The following is a 21,676-nucleotide window of genomic DNA, read 5'->3' on the forward strand; positions in this document are numbered from 1 at the left end:
CATTGTCGGAACAATCGATCTTCGCGGGCCCCGCGGCGACGGGATGGTGGGGCGACGGGCCCTGCGGGCGCGCGGGCGCTGCGGGTGCCCTGGGTGCTGCGGGCGCAGCATCCGCGTGCTGCGGGTGCCCCGGGTGCTGCGGGCCCCGCGGCGACGGGATGGTGGGGCGACGGGCCCTGCGGGCGCGCGGGCGCTGCGGGTGCCCTGGGTGCTGCGGGCGCAGCATCCGCGTGCTGCGGGTGCCCCGGGTGCTGCGGGCGCGCGGAACGGGTGCGTGGAGCGGGCGCCCGGGCGTCAGGGTCAGGCCGGGGTGGCGCGGGTGGGAGTGGGAGTGGGGGCCGGGGCCGCGGCGAGGTCGTCCGGTGGGGTGCTGCGACCCGGCCCGTCGCCGTGCGCCTCGCGGCGGGCCAGCCAGCCGTAGCCGAGCAGGGTCATCGCCGCGAAGATCCACCACTGGACGACGTAGCCGGCGTTCTGCCAGTCGTTCTGGTGTTCGGCCGGGATGCCGGAGAAGGCCGGATCCGCGGCCGGGGTCTGCTCGTCCACCAGCAGGTACGCCCCGAAGACCGGGTACGGCAGTTCGGCCGCGAGCCGGGGGACGGCGATCCGCCGGGTCTCCAGCCGGCCGTCCTGTCGGGTCACCGCGTCCGGGCGGCTCTCCGACAGGTGCATCCGCCCGACGACGGTCACCGGTCCGGTCGGCGGGTCCGGCACCTGCACGCGCGCGGTCGCCGCGCCCCGGGTCGGCGGCAACCAGCCCCGGTCGACCAGCAGCGCCGACCCGTCGGCCAGCAGCAGCGGTACGACCACCTCGAAGCCGACCTGCCCGTCGACGGTGCGGCTGCGGATGACCACGGTGTGCGCCGGGTCGTACCGGCCGGTGACGGTGACCCGGGTCCAGGCCCGGTCGGCCGGCAGCGCGGGGCCGGGCGTACCGGCGGTCGGGCCGGCCGTGGGCAGCACCTCGGTCAGCGGCACCGGCGCCTGCTGCTGCGCCGCGTCGACCCGCGCGTTCGTTGCCGCCCGCTCGTGGTACCGGTGCAGCTGCCAGTTACCGAGCAGCACCATCACCACGGAGGCGGTCAGCGCCAGGGCGAGCATGCCCAGCCAGCGCGGCGTGAGCAGGAAGCGGTACACGACACGAGGCTACTCGTGTGACGGCGGACACTAGGCTGGTGGCCGGATCGGCACGTCGGATCTGCGGCGTCGTGCCCGGTATCGTCTGCCGCGGCGGTCCGACCGGTCGACCGGTGGACCGCCGACCGGACCCAGCGTCGCCCCGGCCGGGGCGACCAGCCTGATCGAGAGGTCGAGGATGACTTCCGTGCCGCGCCTGGTCGTCAGCGCGCCAGCATCCCACCACGGCAAGACCGCGGTGACGGTCGGCCTGGTCGCCGCGTACGCCACCCGGGGCGTGGACGTCGCCGGCTTCAAGGTCGGCCCGGACCAGGCCGACGCGGGCTACCTCGGTCTCGCGGCCGGCCGGGCCGGCCAGCCGGGACGGGTGGGACGCAACCTCGACCCGCGGTTGGTCGGCGCGCACCGGGTCGCTCCCCTGTTCGCGTACGGCGCCGCCGGTGCCGACCTGGCCGTGGTCGAAGGGACCATGGGCCTGTTCGACAGCTTCGCCGGCCGGCCCGAGGTCGACTCCACGGGGGCGGTGGCCACCGCGCTGCGGGCGCCGGTCGTGCTGGTCGTCGACGTGGCGAGCATGGGTCAGTCGGTGGCCGCGCTGGTGCACGGCTTCCGGGCGTACGACGAGATGCTCTGGCTGGGTGGCGTGGTCCTCAACCGGGTGGCGTCCGAGCGGCACGAGCAGCTGCTCCGGGAGGCGCTGGACGACATCGGCGTACCGGTGTTCGGCACGCTGCGCCGGCGCGACCTGCCGGCCGTCCTGCCGTCCCGGCGGCACGGTCTGGCTCCGGTGGCCGCGGCGGACCCCGAGGTGGCCCAGGGGATACGCGCGCTCGGTGCGGCGGTCGCCGGAGCCGTCGACCTGGACCGGATGCTGGCGCTGGCCCGCTCGGCACCGCGGCTGCCGGTCGAGGCGTGGTCACCGGCCGACGCGGTGGCCGGCGCCGAGTCCGCCGGGGCCGGGGCGTCCGCCGGGGCCGGGGCCCGTCGGCCGGTGGTGGCCCTGGCCGGTGGGCCCGTCGGCGGATACGCCTACCCGGAGACGGCCGAGTTGCTCGCCGCGGCCGGCGCCGACGTGGTGACCGTCGACCCGCTGCGCGACGAGGCGTTGCCGGCCGGCACCGACGCGCTGGTCGTCGGCGGTGGCCTGCCCGAGGCGTACGGGGAACAACTGTCCGTCAACCGCAGGCTCTGCATCGCGGTCGCCGAACTGGCCCGGACCGGCCGGCCGGTGATCGCCGAGGGAGCCGGTCTGCTGTGGCTGGCCCGCGAGTTCGACGGCCGGCCGATGTGCGGAGTCTTCGATGCCACCGCGCAGACCACGGACCGGGTCATCGTCGGCTACCGCGAGGCGACCGCCCGGGCGGCGACGGTGGTGGCCCCGCTCGGCGCCCGCGTGGTCGGTTACAAGCAGCACTCGGCCGTGCTGCGGCCGCGCGCCGGCGAGACCCCGGCCTGGAGCTGGACCGGCAGTGCCGCCGAGGGGTTCGTCCGGCACCACACGTACGCGTCGCAGTTGATCCTGCACTGGGCCGGCGCGCCGGAGATCGCCCGTCGCCTGGTCGGGGCGGCGGCGGCCGGGCCCGGCCAGCCGGTTCCGGCGCAGCCCGGCACGCCCGGACCGGGCCACCCCGTGCCGGCACCGGCCGGTCCGGGCCAGCCCGCCTCGCACCCGGGCCAGCCCGCCTCGCATCCCGGCCAGCCCGCCTTGCACCCGGGCCAGCCCGCCTTGCACCCGGGCCAGCCCGCCGCACACCCGGCGCAGCCGGCGGCCGGTGCCGGGCAGCCGGCGGCGGGTCCGGCGGCCACGGGCACCGGATCGGCGGCGGTGGGCGACGCGCCGACCGACCGGCCGCCCGGCGGACCGGCTCCGGTGGTCGGGGCGTGACCGGGCAGGTCGCCGTCCGGCGGTTCCCGACCCTGACCGTCTCCACGCCCCGGACCCACGTGCGCCCGCTGACGGCGGACGACGCGGGTCCGGTCGGGCAGATCCTCGGCGACAAGCAGACCCGCCGCTGGCTGCCGCTGCGCACCGAGTCGGAGACCATCGACGGGCTCGCCTGGTGCACCGAGTCGGCCAAGGAACGTCGGGACAGCGGCAACGGCGACCACTACGGTGTGATCCGCCGCGAGGACGACCGGCTGATCGGCTGCCTGTGGACCAAACGCACCGACTGGGCCGGCCAGGTGACGGAGGTGTCGTACGCGATGGCCCCCGAGGCGCGCGGGTTCGGCATCGCCGCCGAGGCGGTCGACGCGCTGGCGATCGCGCTGATCCTGGAACACGGCTTCCAGCGGGTCGAGCTGCGGGTGGCGCCCGGTAACACGCCGTCCCGCCGGGTGGCCGAGAAGGCCGGCTTCAGCTACGAGGGCCTGCTGCGCAACGCCGGGTACGTGCACGGCGGCCGGGTCGACCTGGAGGTCTGGTCCTTCGTCGCGGCCGACCTCGGCCGCTGAACCGCCCCGGTCGGGAGCCCGGCGAGCCGCCCCGGTCGGGAGCCCGCCGAGCCACCCGGGTCAGGAGAGGCCGGCGATGGCCTCCGACGGGGCGGAGAACTGGCGTACCGGTTGCCCCTTCAGGGCCTCCTTGAGGGTGTACGCGACCGCGTCGACGGGCTTGTTCGCCTGCCCGTCGCCGACCGCGTCGGCTGGGTTGTCCGGATCGGAGACGAAGCTGGCGGCCGCCAGTTCCGGGGTGTAGCCGACGAACCAGGCCGACCGGGTGCTGTCCGTCGTACCGGTCTTGCCGGCCACCGGACGGCCCACGGTGGCGCGCACGCTGTCGGCGGTGGACCAGCCGCCGCAGGAGCCGCGGACCGGCCTGTCCCCGGTCGGGCAGCGGGCCGCGTCGGTCGCCGCCCGGGCCACGTCCGGCCTGACCACCTGGTGGCAGCGGGACTTGGCCACCGGGATGACGTTGCCGTCGTCGGCCCGGTACGTGGTCGGCGTACCGTCCGGGTTGCTCACCGACAGCACCGGCGTCGGCTCGCAGTACCGGCCGTCGGCGGCCACCGCGGCGTACGCGCCGGCCAGTTCCAGCGGGGTGGCGTCCGAGACGCCCAGGGTGAACGCGCCCCAGTTGCGCACCTGCGGGCTCGCCGACTGCCGCTTGTCGACGTCGGTACGCCAGCGCAGGCCCATCTCCTCGGCCAGCCGGACCACCTTCTCCACCCCGACCCGCTGCTCCAGCCAGACGAAGAAGGTGTTCACCGACTTGCCGAAGCCGGACCACATGGTCTGGGTGCCGCTCATCGCCCCGCTGGCGTTGGTCGGGCACCAGCGACCGCCGCAGTCGTTCGGGCCGCTCGAGCCGTCCGGGAAGTTGCTGACGAACCGGTACTTCGCGTCGAACGAGGTGTTCAGCGGCAGGCCGGACTGCAACGCGGCCAGCATGGTGAACATCTTGAACGTCGAACCGGCCTGGTAGCCGGGCAGGTCACCGCCGCCGAGCAGCGGCACCACCGTGTTCGGGTAGTTGCCCTTCTCCCGGTCCCGCATCGCGGGGTTGGAGTTCGGGTAGTTCTCGCTCTGGTCCAGCGAGTAGGTGCGGTTGACCGCCATCGCCTTCACCCGCCCGGTGCCCGGCTCGACGGCGACCAGTCCGTGCGCGAACGGGCTGCCCGAGGACTCCCGGGAGCCCACCTGTTTCTCGGCGGCGTCCTGGACCTTGGGGTCGATGCTGGTGACGATGTTGTAGCCACCCCGGCGCAGCTTGTCCAACCGTTCCGACCAGTTCGCGCCGAACGCCGGCTGCTGCGCCCACCACGCCTTCAGGTAGTCGCAGAAGAAGCCCCAGCTGTTGTACTGCTTGTCGATCGAGACGCAGTCGTTCGGCGGGGTGGTCAGCTTGAGCCGGATCGGCTGGGTCTTGTACTGGGCGGCCACGTCGGGGGAGAGGTAGCCCATGATCTTCATCCGGTCGATGACGTAGTTGCGCCGCTCGGTCGCCTCCTTCTGGTCGGAACTGGCCGGGTCGTACTCGCTGGGCGATTTGACCAGGCCGGCGAGGGTGGCCGCCTCGATCGGGGTGAGGTCGATCGGCTTCTTGGAGAAGAAGATCTCCGACGCGGAGTAGATCCCGTACGCGCGGTGCCCGAAGTAGGCGGAGTTGAGGTAGCGCTCCAGGATCTCCGCCTTGCTCATCTCCTTCTCCACCTCGACCGCCGTACGCATCTCGCGCAGCTTGCGGACGCTGGTCTGCTGGGTGGCCTGCAACGCCTCGATCGGGCTCTGGGCGCCGTCCCGGGAGGCCATCCGGACGTACTGCATGGTGATCGTGGAGGCGCCCTGGGAGACCCCGCCGGCCTGCTGGTTCACCACGAAGGCCCGGGCGATGCCCTTCGGGTCGACGCCGCGGTGCTGGTAGAAGCGGGAGTCCTCGGCCGCCACGATGGCCTGCTGGATGTTCGGCGACATCTGGCTGATCGGGACGTACTTGCGGTGTTCCTCGTAGAACATGGTCAACAGGGTCCTGCCGTCCGAGGCGTAGACGTACGTGCTCTGGGCGGGGGAGACGGTCCGCAGGTCACGTCCGTTCTCGCCGATCGAGTCGGAGACCGCCTTGCCGCCGAGCCCGGCGGCGGCGGTGAGCGGGAACGCGGCGGCGGCGAGGGCGACCCCGGCGATCAGGCCGGTGCGGAGGATGGGAGCGACACGGTTCGAGGTGGCGGGGTTTCGGCTCATCACACCTTGAAGCTAGGGCAATTCACCCGATAGTAAGAGAAAAATTCACGATTATGGGTGATTCGGCCGCGGTTTGAACCCCGCGACGGAACCCGCCGGTCCTCCCGGGATGGGACCCGCCGACCCCCGGGACGGACCGGCCGGTGGGGCCCGGCAGGATGCGGCCATGGATCTCGCGCACCACGGCGACGCCGAGGTCGGGCCGGGACTGGTGGACCTCGCCGTCAACGTCCGGCGGGACGCCATGCCGGGCTGGCTGCGCGAACCGATCGCCGCCGCGCTGACCGAACTGGCCAGCTACCCCGACCCGGGTCCGGCCCGGGCCGCGGTGGCCGCCCGGCACGGCCGGCCGGTGGACGAGGTGCTGCTCACCGCCGGTGCGGCCGAGGGCTTCGTGCTGCTGGCCCGGGCGCTGCGCGACGCCCGCCGGCCGGTGGTGGTGCACCCGCAGTTCACCGAGCCGGAGGCGGCCCTGCGGGCGGCCGGGCACGCGGTACGGCGGGTGCTGCTGCCCGCGGACGACGGCTTCCGGCTCGACCCGGGACTGGTCCCGGCCGACGCCGACCTGGTCTTCGTGGGCAATCCGACCAATCCCACCTCGGTGCTGCACCCGGCCGCCACCGTCGCCGCGTTGGCCCGGCCGGGTCGGGTGCTCGTCGTCGACGAGGCGTTCGCCGACACCACCGTCGCGCCGGACCGGCCCGGCGAGCCCGAGTCGCTGGCCGACCGGCGGGACCTGCCCGGACTGGTCGTGGTGCGCAGCCTCACCAAGACCTGGGGGCTGGCCGGGCTGCGGATCGGCTACCTGCTCGGACCGGCCGCCCTGCTGGCCCGGTTGGCCGCCGTACAGCCGCTCTGGGCCGTCTCCACGCCCGCGCTCGCCGCGGCGCGGGCCTGCGCGGGCCCGGTCGCGGTGGCGACCGAGCGGCGGATCGCCGCGCGGCTCGCGGCCGACCGCGACCACCTGGTCGCGCGCCTGTCGGCGTTGCCCGGGGTACGCGTCGAAGGGGCGCCCGCCAGCGCGTTCGTGTTGATCCACCTGGCCGGCGCGGCCCGGGTGCGGGCCGCCCTGCGCGAGCGCGGCTTCGCGGTACGCCGGGGCGACACCTTCCCCGGACTGGGCGCCGACTGGCTGCGGGTGGCGGTACGGGACACTGCCACCACCGACGCGTTCATCGCCGAACTGGCCCGGATCCTGGAGGCGTGATGGTGGTGCAGACAACGGTGGCGGCGATCCGCCCGCTCGACGCCGGTGCGATGGCGCAGGCCCGGGACCGGCACGCCCGGCTGACCAAGCCGGCCGGCTCGCTGGGCGCCCTGGAGGAGCTGTCGGTACGCCTGGCCGGCCTGGCCGGGTGCTGCCCGCCGCCGCTGGTCGGCCCGGCGGCGGTGGCCGTCTTCGCGGGCGACCACGGGGTGCACGCGCAGCGGGTGACCCCCTGGCCGCAGGAGGTCACCGGTCAGATGGTCGGCAACTTCCTGGCCGGCGGGGCGGTGGTCAACGCCTTCGCCCGGCAGGTCGGCGCGTCGGTCACCGTGGTCGACGTGGGCGTGGCCGTCCCGCTGCCCGGCACCGACACACCGGCCGACGCGACCGGCGCGGGCGTGGCGGCGGGCGGCGCGACCGGCGCGGGCGTGGCGGTTGGTGCGGACCGGGCGGGGGACGTGGACCGGGCGGCGGGCGTGGACCGGGCGGCGGGTGCGGACCGGGCGGCGGGTGCGGACCGGGCGGCGGGTGCGGACCGGGCGGGGGACGTCGGCATCGCCGGGGTGCCGGTGCTGGTGTCGGCGAACGTGCGGGCCGGCACCCGGGACATGACGGCGGGACCGGCGCTCACCCGGGACGAGGCCCGGCGGGCGGTCGAGGTCGGCATCGGGGTCGCCGACCGGCTGGTCGACGCGGGCGCCGGCATCCTGCTCACCGGGGACATGGGCATCGCCAACACGACCGCCGCGGCGGCGCTGATCGCGGCCGCCACCGGGGCCGACCCGGCGGCGGTGACCGGCCGGGGCACCGGGGTGGACGACCCCACGTACCAGCGGAAGGTGGCCGTGGTGACCGCCGCGTTGGCCCGGCACCGGCCCGACCCGGGCGATCCGCTGGGCCTGCTGGCCGCCGTCGGCGGCCTGGAACACGCGGCGCTGACCGGCTTCGTCCTGGCCGCCGCCGCCCGCCGGACGCCGGTGATCCTGGACGGGGTGAGCGCGGTGGCGGCCGCCCTGGTCGCGGCGGCGTTCGCCCCGGACGCGACCGGAGCGATGATCGCCGGGCACTGCTCGGCCGAACCGGGCGCCCGGATCGGGTTGCGCCGGCTGGGCCTGGAGCCGCTGATCGACCTGGGGCTGCGGCTGGGCGAGGGCACCGGCGCGCTGCTCGCCCTGCCGGTGGTGGCCGGCGCGGTGCGGGTGCTGCACGACGTGGCCACCTTCGACTCGGCGGGAGTGTCGGAGAAGTGAGCGCGCAGCCGGATCCGGAGCTGTACCCGCTGGCCCTGCGGTTGGCCGGCCGGCGGGTGCTGGTGGTCGGCGGCGGTGCGGTGGCGACCCGCCGGGTGCCGGCGTTGCTGGCCGCCGGGGCCACGGTCGAGGTGGTGTCGCCGGACCTCACCCCGGCCCTGCGCGCCCACGCCGACGCGGGCCGGTTGCGCTGGACCGCCCGCGGGTTCCGGGCCGAGGACCTGGACGGCGCGTGGCTGGCCCAGGTCGCGGTCGACGACCGGATGGCGGCGGCCGCGGTGAGCGCCGCCGCCCGGGAACGCCGGATCTTCTGCGTCCGGGCCGACGACCGCGCCGCCGCGACCGCCTGGACCCCCGCGGTGACCCGGCACGGCCCGGTCACCGTGGCGGTCCTCGGCGGCGGCTCACCCCGCCGGGCGGTCGCCGTCCGGGACGCCGTCCGCGCCCTGCTGGACGCGAAGGGCGCCCTGCTGTCGGATCCCGCGCCGGACGGGCCCGTACCGGCGCGTGGCGCCGGGCGGGTGGCGCTGGTGGGGGCGGGACCGGGTGACCCGGAACTGATAACCGTCAAGGGGCGGCGGTTGCTCGCCGAGGCGGACGTGGTGGTGGCCGACCGGCTGGTCCCCGGGTTGCTTCTGGACGAGCTGCGTCCCGAGGTGGAACTGGTCGACGCCTCGAAGATCCCGTACGGGCCGGCCCGGGCCCAGGAGGAGATCAACCGGATCCTGGTGGACCGGGCGCGGGCCGGTGCGGCCGTGGTCCGGCTCAAGGGCGGCGACCCGTACGTCTTCGGCCGGGGCGGGGAGGAGTTGCTGGCCTGCGCGGCGGCCGGCGTACCGGTGACCGTGGTGCCCGGGGTGACCAGCGCGGTGGCCGGCCCGGCGATGGCCGGCATCCCGGTGACCCACCGCGGGGTGGCGCACGAGTTCACCGTGCTGTCCGGGCACCTGGCCCCGGACGACCCGGGCTCGCTGGTCGACTGGGCGGCGCTGGCCCGGCTGCGCGGCACCCTGGTGGTGCTGATGGGGCTGCGCAACCTGCCCGCCATCGCGGCCGTGCTGCAGGCCCACGGCCGGCCGGCGGACACCCCGGCGGCCGTGGTGCAGGAGGCGAGCACCGGCAGCCAACGGCTGCTGCGGTCCACCCTCGGCGCGGTCGCCGTGGACACCCTCGCGGCCGGCCTCCGCCCACCGGCCGTCGTGGTCATCGGCGACGTGGTCGACGCGCTGGCCGAGCCGGCCGGGACGCCGGGCTGACCCGGGAACGGCGCGGGCCCGCCGAGCCGATCGGATGGTGATCGGCACGACGGGCCCGCGGGTGGTCCGTCCGGTCAGGCCGCGGCCGTGACCCGGCTGTCCAGCAGCAGGGCGCAGCGGATCAGGCCGAGGTGGCTGTAGGCCTGCGGATGGTTGCCCAGACCCCGTTCGGCGAGCGGGTCGTACTGCTCGGGCAGCAGGCCGGTGGGGCCGGCGGTGTCCACCATCTGCCGGAACAGTTCCTCGGCGTCCGACCGCCGGCCGGTGCGCAGGTACGCCTCGACCAGCCAGGCGGTGCAGACGTGGAAGCCGCCCTCCCGGCCGGGCAGGCCGTCGTCCCAGTGGTACCGGTAGACGACCGGGCCGCTGCGCAGGTCCGCCTCGATCTTGAGCACGGTGGCCAGGAAGCGTGGGTCGTCGTCGGGCAGCAGCCCGGACAGGCCGATCCAGAGCGAGGAGGCGTCCATCTCCTCGTCGCCGTACGCCACCGAGTAGGCGCCGGCCGCCTCGTGCCAGCCGTACTCCAGCACGTTGTGCCCGATCCGGTCGCGCAGCGCCGCCCACTCCGGCCGGTCCCCGCCGCCGTGCCGGCGCACCATGTGCAACGCCCGGTCGACGGTCATCCAGCACATCACCTTGGAGTAGACGTGGTGCCGGGGGGCCAGCCGGGCCTCCCAGAGGCCGTGGTCGGGTTCGTGCCACCGGCGGTCGACCGCCTCGACCATCGACTCCAGGACCCGCCACTCCTCGTCCCGGACCGCGCCGCGCCGGTCGGCCACGGCGGCCAGCAGGTCGGCGATCGGGCCGAACACGTCGAGCTGGAGCTGGTGGTTGGCCAGGTTGCCGACCCGGACCGGTCGGGAACCGGCCCAGCCGGGCAGGGTGTCGATGACCGCCTCGGCGCCCAGTTCGTAGCCGTCGACTGTGTACAGCGGGTGCAGCCGCTCCGGATGGCCGCCGGTGCGTTCGACGCAGCCGTCGACCCAGCGCAGGAACGCCTCCGCCTCGCCGAGCGAACCGAGGTCGACCAGCGCCCGCGCGGTCATCGCCGCGTCCCGCAGCCAGCAGTAGCGGTAGTCCCAGTTGCGGACCCCGCCCACCTCCTCGGGCAGCGAGGTGGTGGCCGCCGCGAGGATCGCCCCGGTGGCCTCGTAGCAGAGCCCGCGCAGGGTCAGCGCGCTGCGGGCGACCAGGTCCCGGGCGGTGTCGGGCAGGTCCAGGCCGGCCACCCAGTCCCGCCACGGCTGTTCGGCCAGCGCCTGCCGCTCGGGCAACGGCTGGCGGTGGTGCTCCAGGCTGTGCGACCCGAACCGGAGTTCGAGGGTGACCGACCCGCCGGCCGCGGAGAGGTCCACCTGGGCCCGGGCCGTCTCGTAGCCACCGTCCTCGTGGATCTCCCACTCGACGCCGGGAGCGTAGAGACTGACCGGTTCGTTCGACCCGAGCACCAGGACGCCGTCGCCGAGCGGCTGCAACTGCACCGGCACCTGGCCGAACTCCGGTCGCGGGACGAACTCGAGCCGGACCTGGCCGGAGCCGGTGAGGACCCGGATCAGGGTGGAGTCGCCGGCGACCACCGCGCTGCCGCTGGGCACGCCGTCCTGGGACGGCCGGTCCAGCCAGTCGGTGACGGTGAGCCCGGACCAGCGGGTCTCCACGGTCATGGTGTTGGGCCGGTACCGCTGGCCCAGCGGTATGCCACCGCGGGCCGGTGCCACCGAGAAGTGGCCGGCCGGACTGCCGCCGACCAGGTCGGCGAAGATCGCCGACGAGTCCGGCTTGGGGTGGCACAGCCAGGTGATCTTGGCTTCCGGGGTGACCAGCGCGACGGTGCGGCCGTTGGCGAGCATGGAGTGCCGCTCGATCGGCACCGCCCGCTCACCGAACAGCCAGGCCCGCCGGAAGTCCAACAGCAGCCCGAGCACCCGGGCCGCGTCGAGCGGCTCGTCGACCCGGTAGTCCGCCTGGGTGTCACCCGGGCCGATCTTGATGCCCACGTCCGGGCCGTGCAGCTTGGCGAACGCGTTCTCGTCGGTGACGTCGTCGCCGATGAACAGCGCGGCGCTGGCCGACATCTGGGTACGTAACTGGTCGAGCGCGATGCCCTTGTCGGTGGGGATCACCGACAGCTCGATGACCTCCTTGCCCTCGGTCACCGTCACCTCGGGCCAGACCGCCGGACCGTTCCGGACCGCGTCCAGCACCTCGGCCGCGACCTGCGGGTCGGCGCCGCGCAGATGCACCGCGACACTGGCCGGCTTGCGCTCCAGCCGGATACCGGCCCGGTTGTGGGCGATCTGCCGGAGGTCGTCACCCAGCCGGGTGCGGACCTCGACCAGCTCCGGCGTGAGCCGCTCGACGAACCCGACGTCGAACTCCGACCCGTGGCTGCCGACCAGGTGCACCTCGCTGGGCAGCCGGGACAGCGTGGCCAGGTCCCGCAGCGCGCGTCCGGAGACCACGGCGACGGTGGTCTGTGGCAGGGCGGCCAGCGCCCGTATGGCCGCCACCGATTCGTGCAGCGGCACGGCCTTGGTCGGGTCCTCCACGATGGGGGCGAGGGTGCCGTCGTAGTCGCAGGCGACCAGCAACAGCGGCATTCGGGCTATCCGGGCGATCGCCGCCCGGAGCGCTGGATCGATCGCATCCGCCGCACGGCGGGTCCCGTCGAGGACGGGGGTGTTCATTCGGCCTCCGCTTCGGGCACGCCCAGTTCGTTGAGGAAAGACTTGGCCCAGTGACCCACGTCGTGGCTGCGCAGGTGCCGCTGCATGATCCGCATCCGGCGCCGGGCCTCACCCCGTTCCACGTGTACGGCACGTAGCAGGGCGTCCTTGACCCCGTCCGGGTCGTGCGGGTTGCAGAGGTATGCCTGACGCAGTTCGGTCGCGGCGCCGGCGAACTCGCTGAGCACGAGCGCGCCACCGGTATCGGCACGTGCCGCTACGTACTCCTTGGCCACCAGGTTCATTCCGTCTCGCAGGGGGGTCACCATCATGACGTCGGCCGCGCAGTACAGCGCGGCCAGTTCACTGCGACTGTACGACTGGTGGAGGTAGTGCACGGCGGGTACGCCGACTCTGGCGAATTCCCCGTTGATCCGACCAACTTCACGTTCAACTTTGACCCTAAGAGCCTGGTAGTGCTCCACCCGCTCCCGGCTGGGCGTCGCCACCTGCACCATGACGGCGTCCGGAACTGTCAACTTTCCGTCAGTCAGTAGCTCTCGGAAGGCCTTGAGGCGTAGTTCGATGCCCTTGGTGTAGTCGAGCCGGTCGACGCCCAGGATGATCGTCTTCGGGTCGCCCAGTTCGGCGCGGATCTGCTTGGCGCGGGCCTGGACCTGCGGGTCGGTCGCCATCCGCTCCATCTCGGCGACGTCGATGGAGATCGGGAACGCGCCGGCCTTCACCTGCCGTCCGTCGACCTGGATCATCTGGCCCTCGTAGCGCAGGCCGAGCAGGTGCCGGGCCAGCCGGACGAAGTTCTGCGCCGCCAGCCGCTGCTGGAAGCCGACCAGGTCGGCGCCGAGCAGGCCGCGCAGCACCTCCGCCCGCAGCGGCATCTGCATGAACAGTTCGATCGGCGGGAACGGGATGTGCAGGAAGAAACCGATCCGCAGGTCGGGACGCAGCTCCCGGAGCATGGCCGGCACCAGCTGCAACTGGTAGTCCTGCACCCAGACGGTGGCGCCCTCGGCCGCCACCTCGGCGGTGGCCTCGGCGAACCGGGCGTTGACCAGCCGGTACGCCTCCCGCCAGCGCCGCTTGTAGGCGGGCGTCTCGACCGCGTCGTGGTAGAGCGGCCAGATCGTCGCGTTCGACTGACCCTCGTAGTAGCGCTCCAGTTCCTGAGCGCTCAGCGGCACCGGGTGCAGCCCGATGCCGTCCAGCTCGAAGGGCTCCGGCGCGGGGCCCACCCCGCCGGCCCAGCCGACCCAGGTGCCCTGGTGCTCCACCAGGACCGGATGCAGTGCGGTCACCAGGCCGCCGGGGCTCCGGCGCCACTGCTTGCCCTCGGGGGTGGTCACCTCGTCGACGGGCAGGCGATTGGCCACGACCACGAACGAACTCCGTACCGTCACGCTCCGCACACCTCCGGTGATTACGGGTCCCGTGCTGAGCCTACTGATCGCCGCGACCAGGCTGAGCATCCCGTACCAGTCTTTCTGCCCCGTGGGACGGGCGGACGAAACGCCTGGTGATCGTTTCAACATCGGCCGGGCGCGGCGCGGCCCGCGTGGGGCGATGTGGGCCCGGCCCGCCCCGCCTGACAGGATTGGCCACCTGTCAGGATTGAGCTGGCCGCCGGGATCGACCCGGCCGGCCGGACACCGGTGGCGTTTCGCCGACCGCACGGACTTTCGCACCCAGACTTACGGAGGTAGGCCGCACCGTGGCCCAGTACATCTACGTCCTGGAGAAGGCGCGCAAGGCGCACGGCGACAAGGTCGTGCTGGACAACGTCACCCTGAGCTTCCTGCCGGGTGCCAAGATCGGCGTGGTCGGCCCGAACGGCGCCGGTAAGTCCAGCCTTCTCAAGATCATGGCCGGGCTGGACCGGCCCAGCAACGGCGAGGCCCGGCTGATGCCCGGCTACACCGTCGGCATGCTGGCCCAGGAACCGCCGCTGAACGAGGCCAAGACCGTCCTGGGCAACATCGAGGAGGCGGTGGCCGACATCAAGGCCAAGCTGGCCCGGTACAACGCCGTGGCCGAGCAGATGGCCACCGACTACACCGACGAGCTGGTCGAGGAGATGGGCCGGCTGCAGGAGGAGATCGAGAACGCCGACGGCTGGGAGGTCGACTCGAAGCTGGAGCTGGCGATGGACGCGCTGCGCTGCCCGCCGCCGGACGCCGACGTCACCCAGCTCTCCGGTGGCGAGCGGCGCCGGGTGGCGCTGTGCAAGCTGCTGCTGGAGGCGCCCGACCTGCTGCTGCTCGACGAGCCCACCAACCACCTGGACGCGGAGAGCGTGCAGTGGCTGGAGCAGCACCTGGCCAAGTACGCCGGCACCGTCATGGCGATCACCCACGACCGGTACTTCCTGGACAACGTGGCCGGCTGGATCCTGGAGCTGGACCGCGGTCGGGCGATCGGCTACGAGGGCAACTACTCGACGTACCTGGAGAAGAAGGCGGCGCGGCTGGCCGTCGAGGGCCGCCGGGACGCCAAGATGAAGAAGCGGCTCTCCGAGGAGCTGGAGTGGGTCCGCTCCAACGCCAAGGCCCGGCAGACCAAGTCCAAGGCCCGGCTGGACCGGTACGAGGAGATGGCCACCGAGGCGGAGAAGACCCGCAAGCTGGACTTCGAGGAGATCCAGATCCCGCCGGGCCCGCGCCTGGGCAACACGGTGATCGAGGCGGACCACCTGACCAAGGGCTTCGGCGACCGGATCCTGATCAAGGATCTGAGCTTCTCCCTGCCGCGCAACGGCATCGTCGGCATCATCGGCCCGAACGGCGTCGGCAAGACCACCCTGTTCAAGACCATCGTCGGGCTCGAGGAGCCGACCGAGGGCGCGGTGCGGGTGGGCCCGACGGTCTCCCTGTCGTACGTCGACCAGACCCGGTCCGGCCTGGCCGGTGACAAGACGGTCTGGGAGGTGGTCTCCGACGGGCTGGACCACCTGATGGTCGGCAAGGTGGAGATGCCGTCCCGGGCGTACGTGGCGGCGTTCGGCTTCAAGGGGCCGGACCAGCAGAAGCCGACCAAGGTGCTCTCCGGCGGCGAGCGCAACCGGCTGAACCTGGCGCTGACCCTGAAGATGGGTGGCAACGTGCTGCTGCTCGACGAGCCGACCAACGACCTGGACGTGGAGACGCTGTCCAGCCTGGAGAACGCGCTGCTGGAGTTCCCCGGCTGCGCCGTGGTGATCTCCCACGACCGGATGTTCCTGGACCGGGTCGCCACCCACATCCTGGCCTGGGAGGGCACCGAGGAGGACCCGTCCAGCTGGTTCTGGTTCGAGGGCAACTTCGAGGCGTACGAGAAGAACAAGATCGACCGGCTCGGCGCGGAGGCGGCCCGACCGCACCGGGTGACCTACCGCAAGCTCACCCGTGACTGATCCGGCCCGGTACACCTACCACTGCGCGCTGCGCTGGTCGGACCTGGACGCGTACGGCCACGTCAACAACGCCCGCTTCCTCACCCTGTACGAGGAGGCGCGGGTGGCGTTGATGTTCGTCGGCGGCCGGGCCTGGGGAGTGGACTCGTTCGCCGACGGGGTGGTCATCAGCCGGCACGAGGTCGACTACCTCCGACCGGTCGACTACGGCCTCGGCCGGGCCACCGCCGAGCAGGCACCGACGGTGCGGATCGAGCTGTGGGTCGAGGAGATCCGGGCCTCCCGGTTCACCATCCGGTACGAGCTGTTCGACGGCGAGGTGCTGGCCAGCCGGGCCCGTTCCGTACTCGTGCCGTTCGACCTGCGACGGCAGGCGCCCCGCCGGCTCACCGACGCCGAACGGGCCTTCCTGGAGCCGTACGCGGTGCCGGCGGCGGCACCGGTGGGCGGGGTCGACGGCGGTGCGTGACCGGATCGGAGCGGACCACCCCGGGCACGGCCTGACCGGGGTGGCCGACGCCGGGGCGTTCCTGGCCCGGCTCACCCGCCTGGAACCGGCCGCCCTGGTCCGGTTGCGGTCCAACCCGGCCACCGGTCGTACGGACCTGTGGGCCCGGCTGCCGTGGACCGTGTTGGCCGGTCGGTCGGTGGCCGGTCCCGGTCCGGGGGACGCCACGGTGTCCGCGGCGGACCTGCTGGCCGAACTCGGCGCGGCCGGGACCCGGCTGCCGGCCCGCCGGGACGCCGACTGGCGGTGGCCGCTGCCGGGCCCGCCGGGACCGGTGGTGGACCAGCTCGCCGGGGCGGACCTGCGACGGATCGCCGCGGCCGCGGCCGGCGCGCTCCGGTCCGCCGCCACGGAGGGGGTAGGCGGCCGGGCGGTGGGCCAGCGGGCCGTCCGGGACGCGCTGCTGGATCACGTGGCGGTGGTGGTGACCGGCACCCCGGACGGCACCACCACGGAGGTACGGGTGGAGGTGTCCCAGCGGCTGGTCCAGGCGGTCGTCCGGATGGGCTTCCTCGGTGTCGATCCGCCGGCCGGCATGGACCGGGTCCAGGTACGCCGGGCCGGCCGGTGGACCGGGCTGCTGGCACCGTACGGATCAGCTTGGTTACTCAGTGGTAGTCCCCTGGTGCTCAATCCGCGTTCAGGTCAGCCGTTCGGCTGATGCCGTATGGACTGTCTGGTTTGGTGCACACGTTGGGGGGGTGCCTCGGGCCGGCTATCCGGGTACCGTCGGGCCTCGGATCCAACGCACCGTAGGCGTATGGATCCGCTGGGGAGCGAGGTGCAACGAAGCGATGCCGTGGTGGTCATGGCGTCCCGGTCACACCGGTGCCGGTGAACCGGAGACACGCAGCAGCGGAACTACTGTCGACAGCAGCGTCCGGCTCGGACCCCCCGCGCCGCGGGAGCCGGAACACGACTGCAGACCCGCCGACCTGTCGGCGATGCGCGAGATGCCGGCCACCGTCGCGCCGGTGACCCTGCGCCGGGTCGGCGACGCGCTGGACATGTTGGACGTCCGCTTCCTCGCGGACGGGGACGGCAGCCTGTTGGCGATGTGGGAGCGCCACGCGTTGCTGTTCACTTTGGAGGGGCCGGAGGACGAGATCCTGGTCATGCGGGCCCGACCGCACGCGACGGTGCCGCCGGACTGGGCCGACCGGGCCTACCGGGTGGTCAACGAGTGGAACCACACCCGCCGGTTCTGCAAGGCGTACGTCGGGGATCCCACCGAACGCGGTCAACTGCCCATCTACGCCGAGCTGCAGGTGCCGCTCAGCGCCGGGGCGCACGACGCGTTACTGGTCGAGATGCTGGACTGCGGTGCCGCGGTGGCCACCACCTTCGTCGACTGGCTGCACGACGAGGGAGCCCTGCTCTAGGGCAGGTCGTGATCCGTGTTGACCATGAAGTAGGCGGCCCGCTCCAGGTAGTCCCAGAGCGTGGTCGCCTGCTCCTCGGTCAGGTCGATGCTGTCCACCGCCCGCCGCATGTGGCGCAGCCAGGCGTCCCGGGCGGCCGGTGAGACGGCGAACGGCGCGTGCCGCATCCGCAGTCGCGGGTGCCCACGCTCGGCGGAGTAGGTGTTCGGCCCGCCCCAGTACTGGATCAGGAAGAGGGTCAGTCGGTCGGCCGCCGGGCCGAGGTCCGCCTCCGGGTACATCGGCCGCAGCAGGGGGTCGTCGGCGACGCCCAGGTAGAACTCGTCCACCAGCTTGCGGAACGTCGGCTCGCCGCCGACCGCCTCGAAGAAGGTCGTCGACGGTCGCGCCTGGGCGGGGTCACCTGCGGAAGTCACCGTTCCATCCTGCCAGGTGCCTGCCGCCCGGGAACGGTGCGACCGCTCACACCGGCGCCCCGGTCGGGTCAGACCGTGCGGGCGCCGGCCTGGGGGTTGGTGGTCGGTTCCGACGTACCGTTCGGCCGGGCCGGTGCCGGACGGTCCCGCGGTCCGGGAGTGGCGGGCGGCCCCGGCGGCACCCGGGGCCCGCTCTGGTTCCGGTCGACGGCCGCCGCGATGGCGGCGTTGAACTGGTCGGGGGTGGGCCAGCGCGCCGCCACCAGCAGCATGAGCAGGACACCGGCCAGACTCCACAGCCCGACCACCCGGGGCAGCGCGAAGTGGCTGGCGAGCGCGCCGGTGACCAGCACCGCGCCGCCCTGGGCCACCTGCAGCCCGGTGGACACGACACTGAAGGCGCGGGCCCGGTAACCGTTCGGCAGGGCCTGGACGAACAGACCGTTGGCCACCGGCAGGATGCCCGCCACCAGGAAGCCGCAGACGGCGCTGAGCAGCGCCATCACCGCGGGGTGCGGCCCCAGTAGGGCGGGCACCAGGACCAGCGGCGACAGCACCAGGAACGGGCGGACCAGTGCCTGCCGGACACCGGGTCGGACCAGCCGGCTGATCAGCAGCCCGCCGATGATGAAGCCGACCGGGTTGGCGGCCATCAGCAGCGCCTGGGCGACGCCGCGCTGGGCGCTGTCGGCGCCGTACTTGCCGGCCCAACCGGCGGCCAGACCCTCCGGCACGATGGCGAAGAGCACCGAGGTCCAGACCACGATGGCGACTGCCCGCAGCACCGGATTGCCCAGCACGATGGTGAAGCCCTCGCCGATCTCGTGCAGCAGGTGACTGTCGGGGGCACGGTGGCTGGCCGACGGACGCCGGTGGACCCCGAAGGTCAGGATCAGCGCGGACAACGCGAAGGACGCGGCGTTGATCAGAAGGGCGACCATGGGGTTCCACGCCGCGATCGTGCCGCCGGCCGCGTACCCGGCGACCTGTGCGACCTGGGCGGTGCTGGCCTGCACGGACAGGCCGACCACCAGCCGGTCGCCGGTGAGCACCAGGGGGATGAGCGCCGATCTGACGGCCTGGCTGGGCGAGTTGGCCAGGGTGGTCAGGAAGAGCAGGCCGAGCACCATCCAGACCGACAGGTCGAGGACGGCGAGCAGCGCGATCAGCGTCATCCGGGCCAGGTCACAGATGATCATGACGGTCCGGTACGGGTACCGCTCGGCGAGCGCGGCGAGGAACGGTCCGCCGAGCAGCCACGGCAGATAGCTCAGCGCGAACGCGGCGGCGGACAGCCCGACGGAGCGGGTCTCCTGGTAGACCAGTGCCGTGACGGCGGCCTTGGCGATGTAGTCACCGAGCCAGGACAGCGTGGACGACGCGAAGATCGCCCGGTATTCGGCCTGGCCGAATACCTCGCCGAAGGTGGCCGGTCGCTCTCGGGCACCCGTCTGGTCGGACACCAGGGCCTCCATCGCTCTCGACCGCTGACCACTCGTGATGGAGCCGCCGAAGATGTTGTCAGACGGACGGATCAGCTAGGTCTTCGTCACGCTCCGGAACTGCCATTTCTCCGGATTTTGCAGGATCGTCTGACCACTGGCTAGTGCGAATGGGCGGTTCGTCGTATCTCCGACTGAACGAACGGACGATACCTGACCGTCTGGCTGGAGCGCGACCCCTGCATCGTCGAATGCCACTGCATCTGCACCTGCATCGGGGTCCGTTGCCCAGGTCGTTGTCGGCGGTCCGGCCGTACCGGCAGTTCTAGGTCGCGCCGCCCTGGCCGGTTTCGCCGGTTCCACCGGGCGGAGTCGCCGGCCGCGGGAACATCCGGGCCGCGGCGATCCGCTCGGTGATGCCGGAGCTGTTCAGCGCCTCGGCCAGTCGCCGGCGCAGCTCCCGGCCGACCGCGAGCTGCCCGTCGGCGGTGGTCTTGGCGACGGTACGGATCACCGTGCCGTCGACGGTGATCTGCTCGACGCCCAGCACCTCGGGCGGCTCCACGATCGACCGGGCCAGTTCGGGATCCAGCGCCACCGATTCGGCGGCGGTCCGCAGCACGGCGGTGGCCTCCTCGGTGCTGGCGAAACCGATCGGGAGATCGATGACGACCATAGCCCAGCCCTGGCTCTTGTTGCCGACCCGGACGATTTCGCCGTTCCGGATGTACCAGAGCACGCCGCGACCGTCCCGAATGGTGGTGATCCGCAGACCGACCGCCTCGACCACCCCGGTGGCCTCGCCCAGGTCGACCGTGTCGCCCACCCCGTACTGGTCTTCCAGCAGCATGAACAGGCCGGCGATCAGATCCTTGACCAGTGACTGCGCGCCGAAGCCGATCGCCACGCCGGCGATGCCGGCGCTGGCCAGCAGCGGCCCGAGGTTGAAACTGAGTTCGCTGAGCACCTGCAGCACCGCGATCGAGAAGACCACCGCGGTCACCGTGCTGCGCAACACCGAGCCGATCGCCTCGGCCCGTTGCCGCCGCCGCTCCGGGTAGACCAGCGCCGGGTCGATCCCGGTGCCGGACGGGGCCCGCTCGCGCAGCGGCCGGAGCACCGTGGGCACCGAGGTCTCCGCCGTGGTGCGCACCAGGCGGTTGATCGTGCGGTGCAGCAGGAACCGGGCCAGCAGCGCGCCCAGCAGGATCAGCACGATGGTCAGCGGCTTGAGCAGGATCCAGTAGCTGCCCTCGGCGAACCAGACCGACTTGGTCACGTCGAAGACCTGCCTGCACCATGCGTCGTCGAGGCAACTCTGGCTGGGTCCGGGGGTGTGCCCGGTGACGGGCGACGGGGTCGGCTCGGCGAGCAGGCGCAGGACGGTCACGATGCCTTCGTACCGCATCGCCCCGGGTCGGCATCGGCCGCCCCGGCGAGTGTCGGGCCGACCGTCCGGGGTGCCGGTCCGGACGCCCCGGCGGTCCGCGCCGCCACCCGTCCGGACGGCCGGGGCGTCCGGTCAACCAGGCGGAACCGGTCATCTCCCCGCCGGACCCGAAAGGTTCACCCAGGGGAGCCTGGATTAGTACGTGCAATCCCGGCACTGATCGGGGACGATTGGCGCACGGACGCCGGTGATCTGCCGGCGTCGGCCGTGGTTCCACCGGGACCGGGCCGCGGTCGACGGGCAGATGACGGGAGCGGGCGGCGACACGACCGGGAGGGTGAGCGCGATGCCTGACATACGACCCATGGTGGGCTCCGGCGTGCTGGTACTCAACGCCACCTACGAGCCGCTGTGTGTCGTGTCGGTGCGTCGGGCGGCCATTCTCGTGCTGTCCGCCAAGGCGGTCTGCGTGGCCGACGGTGACGGATTCCTGCACAGTGCCCGGAACGCGCTGCCGGTCCCGTCCGTCGTGCGATTAACCCGATTTGTTCGGGTTCCGTACCGTACCCATGTCGGCCTCTCCCGACGGGCGATCTTCGCCCGGGACGGCTGGCGCTGCGCCTACTGCCGGGGTCCCGCCGAGACCATCGACCACGTCTTCCCGCGCAGCCGGGGTGGCCGGCACGCCTGGGAGAACGTGGTGGCGGCCTGCGCCAGGTGCAACCACACCAAGAGCGACCGGACCCCGGCCGAGTTGGGCTGGCGGTTGCACACCATGCCGGCGCCGCCCAAGGGGATGGCGTGGCGGGTGCTCGGCCACCGCACGCCCGACCCGCGCTGGGCCGACTGGCTCGACCTGCGCGAGGCCGAGGCGGCCTGACCCGGTCGTCGTCCGGTCGGGCCGGCCGGCCGGGGTGGCGGATCGACCAGATCGAC

General features: G+C 73.3%; 16 protein-coding genes and 2 pseudogenes. 11 read left to right on the forward strand and 7 right to left on the reverse strand.

What is annotated here, in order from left to right:
• Nucleotides 1-300 precede the first annotated feature (300 nt).
• Nucleotides 301-1,137 (reverse strand): SURF1 family cytochrome oxidase biogenesis protein, encoded by an 837-nt coding sequence (locus ACFOX0_RS14635; protein WP_377545751.1) that lies wholly within the window; start codon nt 1,135-1,137, stop codon nt 301-303.
• A 178-nt stretch (nt 1,138-1,315) separates the two neighbouring features.
• On the opposite strand from ACFOX0_RS14635, the gene ACFOX0_RS14640 reads away from it, so the two are divergent.
• Entirely contained in the window at nt 1,316-3,022 is a 1,707-nt protein-coding gene (locus ACFOX0_RS14640) for a cobyrinate a,c-diamide synthase (RefSeq protein ID WP_377545753.1), read from the forward strand.
• Nucleotides 3,019-3,591 carry a GNAT family N-acetyltransferase gene (locus tag ACFOX0_RS14645; protein WP_377545755.1) on the forward strand — a complete coding sequence of 191 codons (573 nt, stop codon included), beginning with the start codon at nt 3,019-3,021 and terminating at the stop codon, nt 3,589-3,591. The genes ACFOX0_RS14640 and ACFOX0_RS14645 overlap by 4 nt, the downstream gene beginning before the upstream one ends.
• Before the next feature lie 60 nt (nt 3,592-3,651).
• Here ACFOX0_RS14645 and ACFOX0_RS14650 read toward each other — a convergent pair whose 3' ends face one another.
• The gene (locus tag ACFOX0_RS14650; protein ID WP_377545757.1) at nt 3,652-5,817 is read right to left on the reverse strand and encodes a transglycosylase domain-containing protein; all 2,166 of its coding nucleotides are present in this window, start codon (nt 5,815-5,817) and stop codon (nt 3,652-3,654) included.
• Nucleotides 5,818-5,926: 109 nt separating this feature from the next.
• Between ACFOX0_RS14650 and cobC the strand changes: the two genes are divergently transcribed.
• The 4 genes and pseudogenes from cobC to cobA all read left to right on the forward strand — a co-directional run bounded on the left by cobC (nt 5,927) and on the right by cobA (nt 9,530).
• Entirely contained in the window at nt 5,927-7,024 is a 1,098-nt protein-coding gene (cobC, locus tag ACFOX0_RS14655) for an Rv2231c family pyridoxal phosphate-dependent protein CobC (protein ID WP_377545759.1), read from the forward strand.
• A 2-nt stretch (nt 7,025-7,026) separates the two neighbouring features.
• Nucleotides 7,027-7,443, forward strand: a pseudogene (locus ACFOX0_RS14660) (nicotinate-nucleotide--dimethylbenzimidazole phosphoribosyltransferase); the annotation flags it as partial.
• A 102-nt stretch (nt 7,444-7,545) separates the two neighbouring features.
• Nucleotides 7,546-8,274, forward strand: a pseudogene (locus ACFOX0_RS14665) (nicotinate-nucleotide--dimethylbenzimidazole phosphoribosyltransferase); the annotation flags it as partial.
• Nucleotides 8,271-9,530, forward strand: coding sequence for a uroporphyrinogen-III C-methyltransferase (cobA, locus tag ACFOX0_RS14670; RefSeq protein WP_377545761.1), 1,260 nt, complete (start codon nt 8,271-8,273; stop codon nt 9,528-9,530). The pseudogene ACFOX0_RS14665 and the gene cobA, both read left to right, overlap by 4 nt.
• Nucleotides 9,531-9,604: 74 nt before the next feature.
• Here cobA and otsB read toward each other — a convergent pair whose 3' ends face one another.
• The gene (gene otsB / locus ACFOX0_RS14675; protein ID WP_377545763.1) at nt 9,605-12,217 is read right to left on the reverse strand and encodes a trehalose-phosphatase; all 2,613 of its coding nucleotides are present in this window, start codon (nt 12,215-12,217) and stop codon (nt 9,605-9,607) included.
• The gene (locus ACFOX0_RS14680; protein WP_377545765.1) at nt 12,214-13,614 is read right to left on the reverse strand and encodes an alpha,alpha-trehalose-phosphate synthase (UDP-forming); all 1,401 of its coding nucleotides are present in this window, start codon (nt 13,612-13,614) and stop codon (nt 12,214-12,216) included. The genes otsB and ACFOX0_RS14680 overlap by 4 nt, the downstream gene beginning before the upstream one ends.
• Nucleotides 13,615-13,925: 311 nt before the next feature.
• On the opposite strand from ACFOX0_RS14680, the gene ettA reads away from it, so the two are divergent.
• From ettA to ACFOX0_RS14700, 4 genes are all read left to right on the forward strand, one after another.
• Complete coding sequence (gene ettA / locus ACFOX0_RS14685) at nt 13,926-15,602, forward strand: energy-dependent translational throttle protein EttA (protein WP_377545767.1); 1,677 nt, start codon at nt 13,926-13,928, stop codon at nt 15,600-15,602.
• Nucleotides 15,595-16,071 (forward strand): acyl-CoA thioesterase, encoded by a 477-nt coding sequence (locus ACFOX0_RS14690; protein WP_377545769.1) that lies wholly within the window; start codon nt 15,595-15,597, stop codon nt 16,069-16,071. The genes ettA and ACFOX0_RS14690 overlap by 8 nt, the downstream gene beginning before the upstream one ends.
• Nucleotides 16,064-16,771: a hypothetical protein gene (locus ACFOX0_RS14695; RefSeq protein ID WP_377545771.1), complete on the forward strand. Its 708-nt coding sequence runs from the start codon at nt 16,064-16,066 to the stop codon at nt 16,769-16,771. The genes ACFOX0_RS14690 and ACFOX0_RS14695 overlap by 8 nt, the downstream gene beginning before the upstream one ends.
• Nucleotides 16,772-16,904: 133 nt before the next feature.
• Complete coding sequence (locus tag ACFOX0_RS14700) at nt 16,905-17,492, forward strand: type III secretion system chaperone family protein (RefSeq protein ID WP_377545773.1); 588 nt, start codon at nt 16,905-16,907, stop codon at nt 17,490-17,492.
• Here ACFOX0_RS14700 and ACFOX0_RS14705 read toward each other — a convergent pair.
• The 3 genes from ACFOX0_RS14705 to ACFOX0_RS14715 all read right to left on the reverse strand — a co-directional run bounded on the left by ACFOX0_RS14705 (nt 17,489) and on the right by ACFOX0_RS14715 (nt 20,758).
• A complete protein-coding gene (locus ACFOX0_RS14705) occupies nt 17,489-17,980 on the reverse strand; it encodes a globin (RefSeq protein ID WP_377545940.1) in 492 nt (163 codons plus the stop codon). The two genes, ACFOX0_RS14700 and ACFOX0_RS14705, sit on opposite strands and share 4 nt — an antisense overlap.
• Entirely contained in the window at nt 17,977-19,374 is a 1,398-nt protein-coding gene (locus ACFOX0_RS14710; protein ID WP_377545942.1) for an MFS transporter, read from the reverse strand. Before ACFOX0_RS14710 ends, ACFOX0_RS14705 begins: the two co-directional genes overlap by 4 nt.
• A gap of 301 nt (nt 19,375-19,675) precedes the next feature.
• A complete protein-coding gene (locus ACFOX0_RS14715; RefSeq protein WP_377545775.1) occupies nt 19,676-20,758 on the reverse strand; it encodes a mechanosensitive ion channel family protein in 1,083 nt (360 codons plus the stop codon).
• A gap of 328 nt (nt 20,759-21,086) precedes the next feature.
• Here ACFOX0_RS14715 and ACFOX0_RS14720 point away from each other — a divergent pair, with 328 nt between their 5' ends.
• The gene (locus tag ACFOX0_RS14720) at nt 21,087-21,620 is read left to right on the forward strand and encodes an HNH endonuclease (RefSeq protein ID WP_377545777.1); all 534 of its coding nucleotides are present in this window, start codon (nt 21,087-21,089) and stop codon (nt 21,618-21,620) included.
• Nucleotides 21,621-21,676 lie beyond the last annotated feature (56 nt).

This window comes from Micromonospora zhanjiangensis (assembly GCF_042650605.1).
GTDB classification, from domain to species: domain Bacteria; phylum Actinomycetota; class Actinomycetes; order Mycobacteriales; family Micromonosporaceae; genus Micromonospora_J; species Micromonospora_J zhanjiangensis.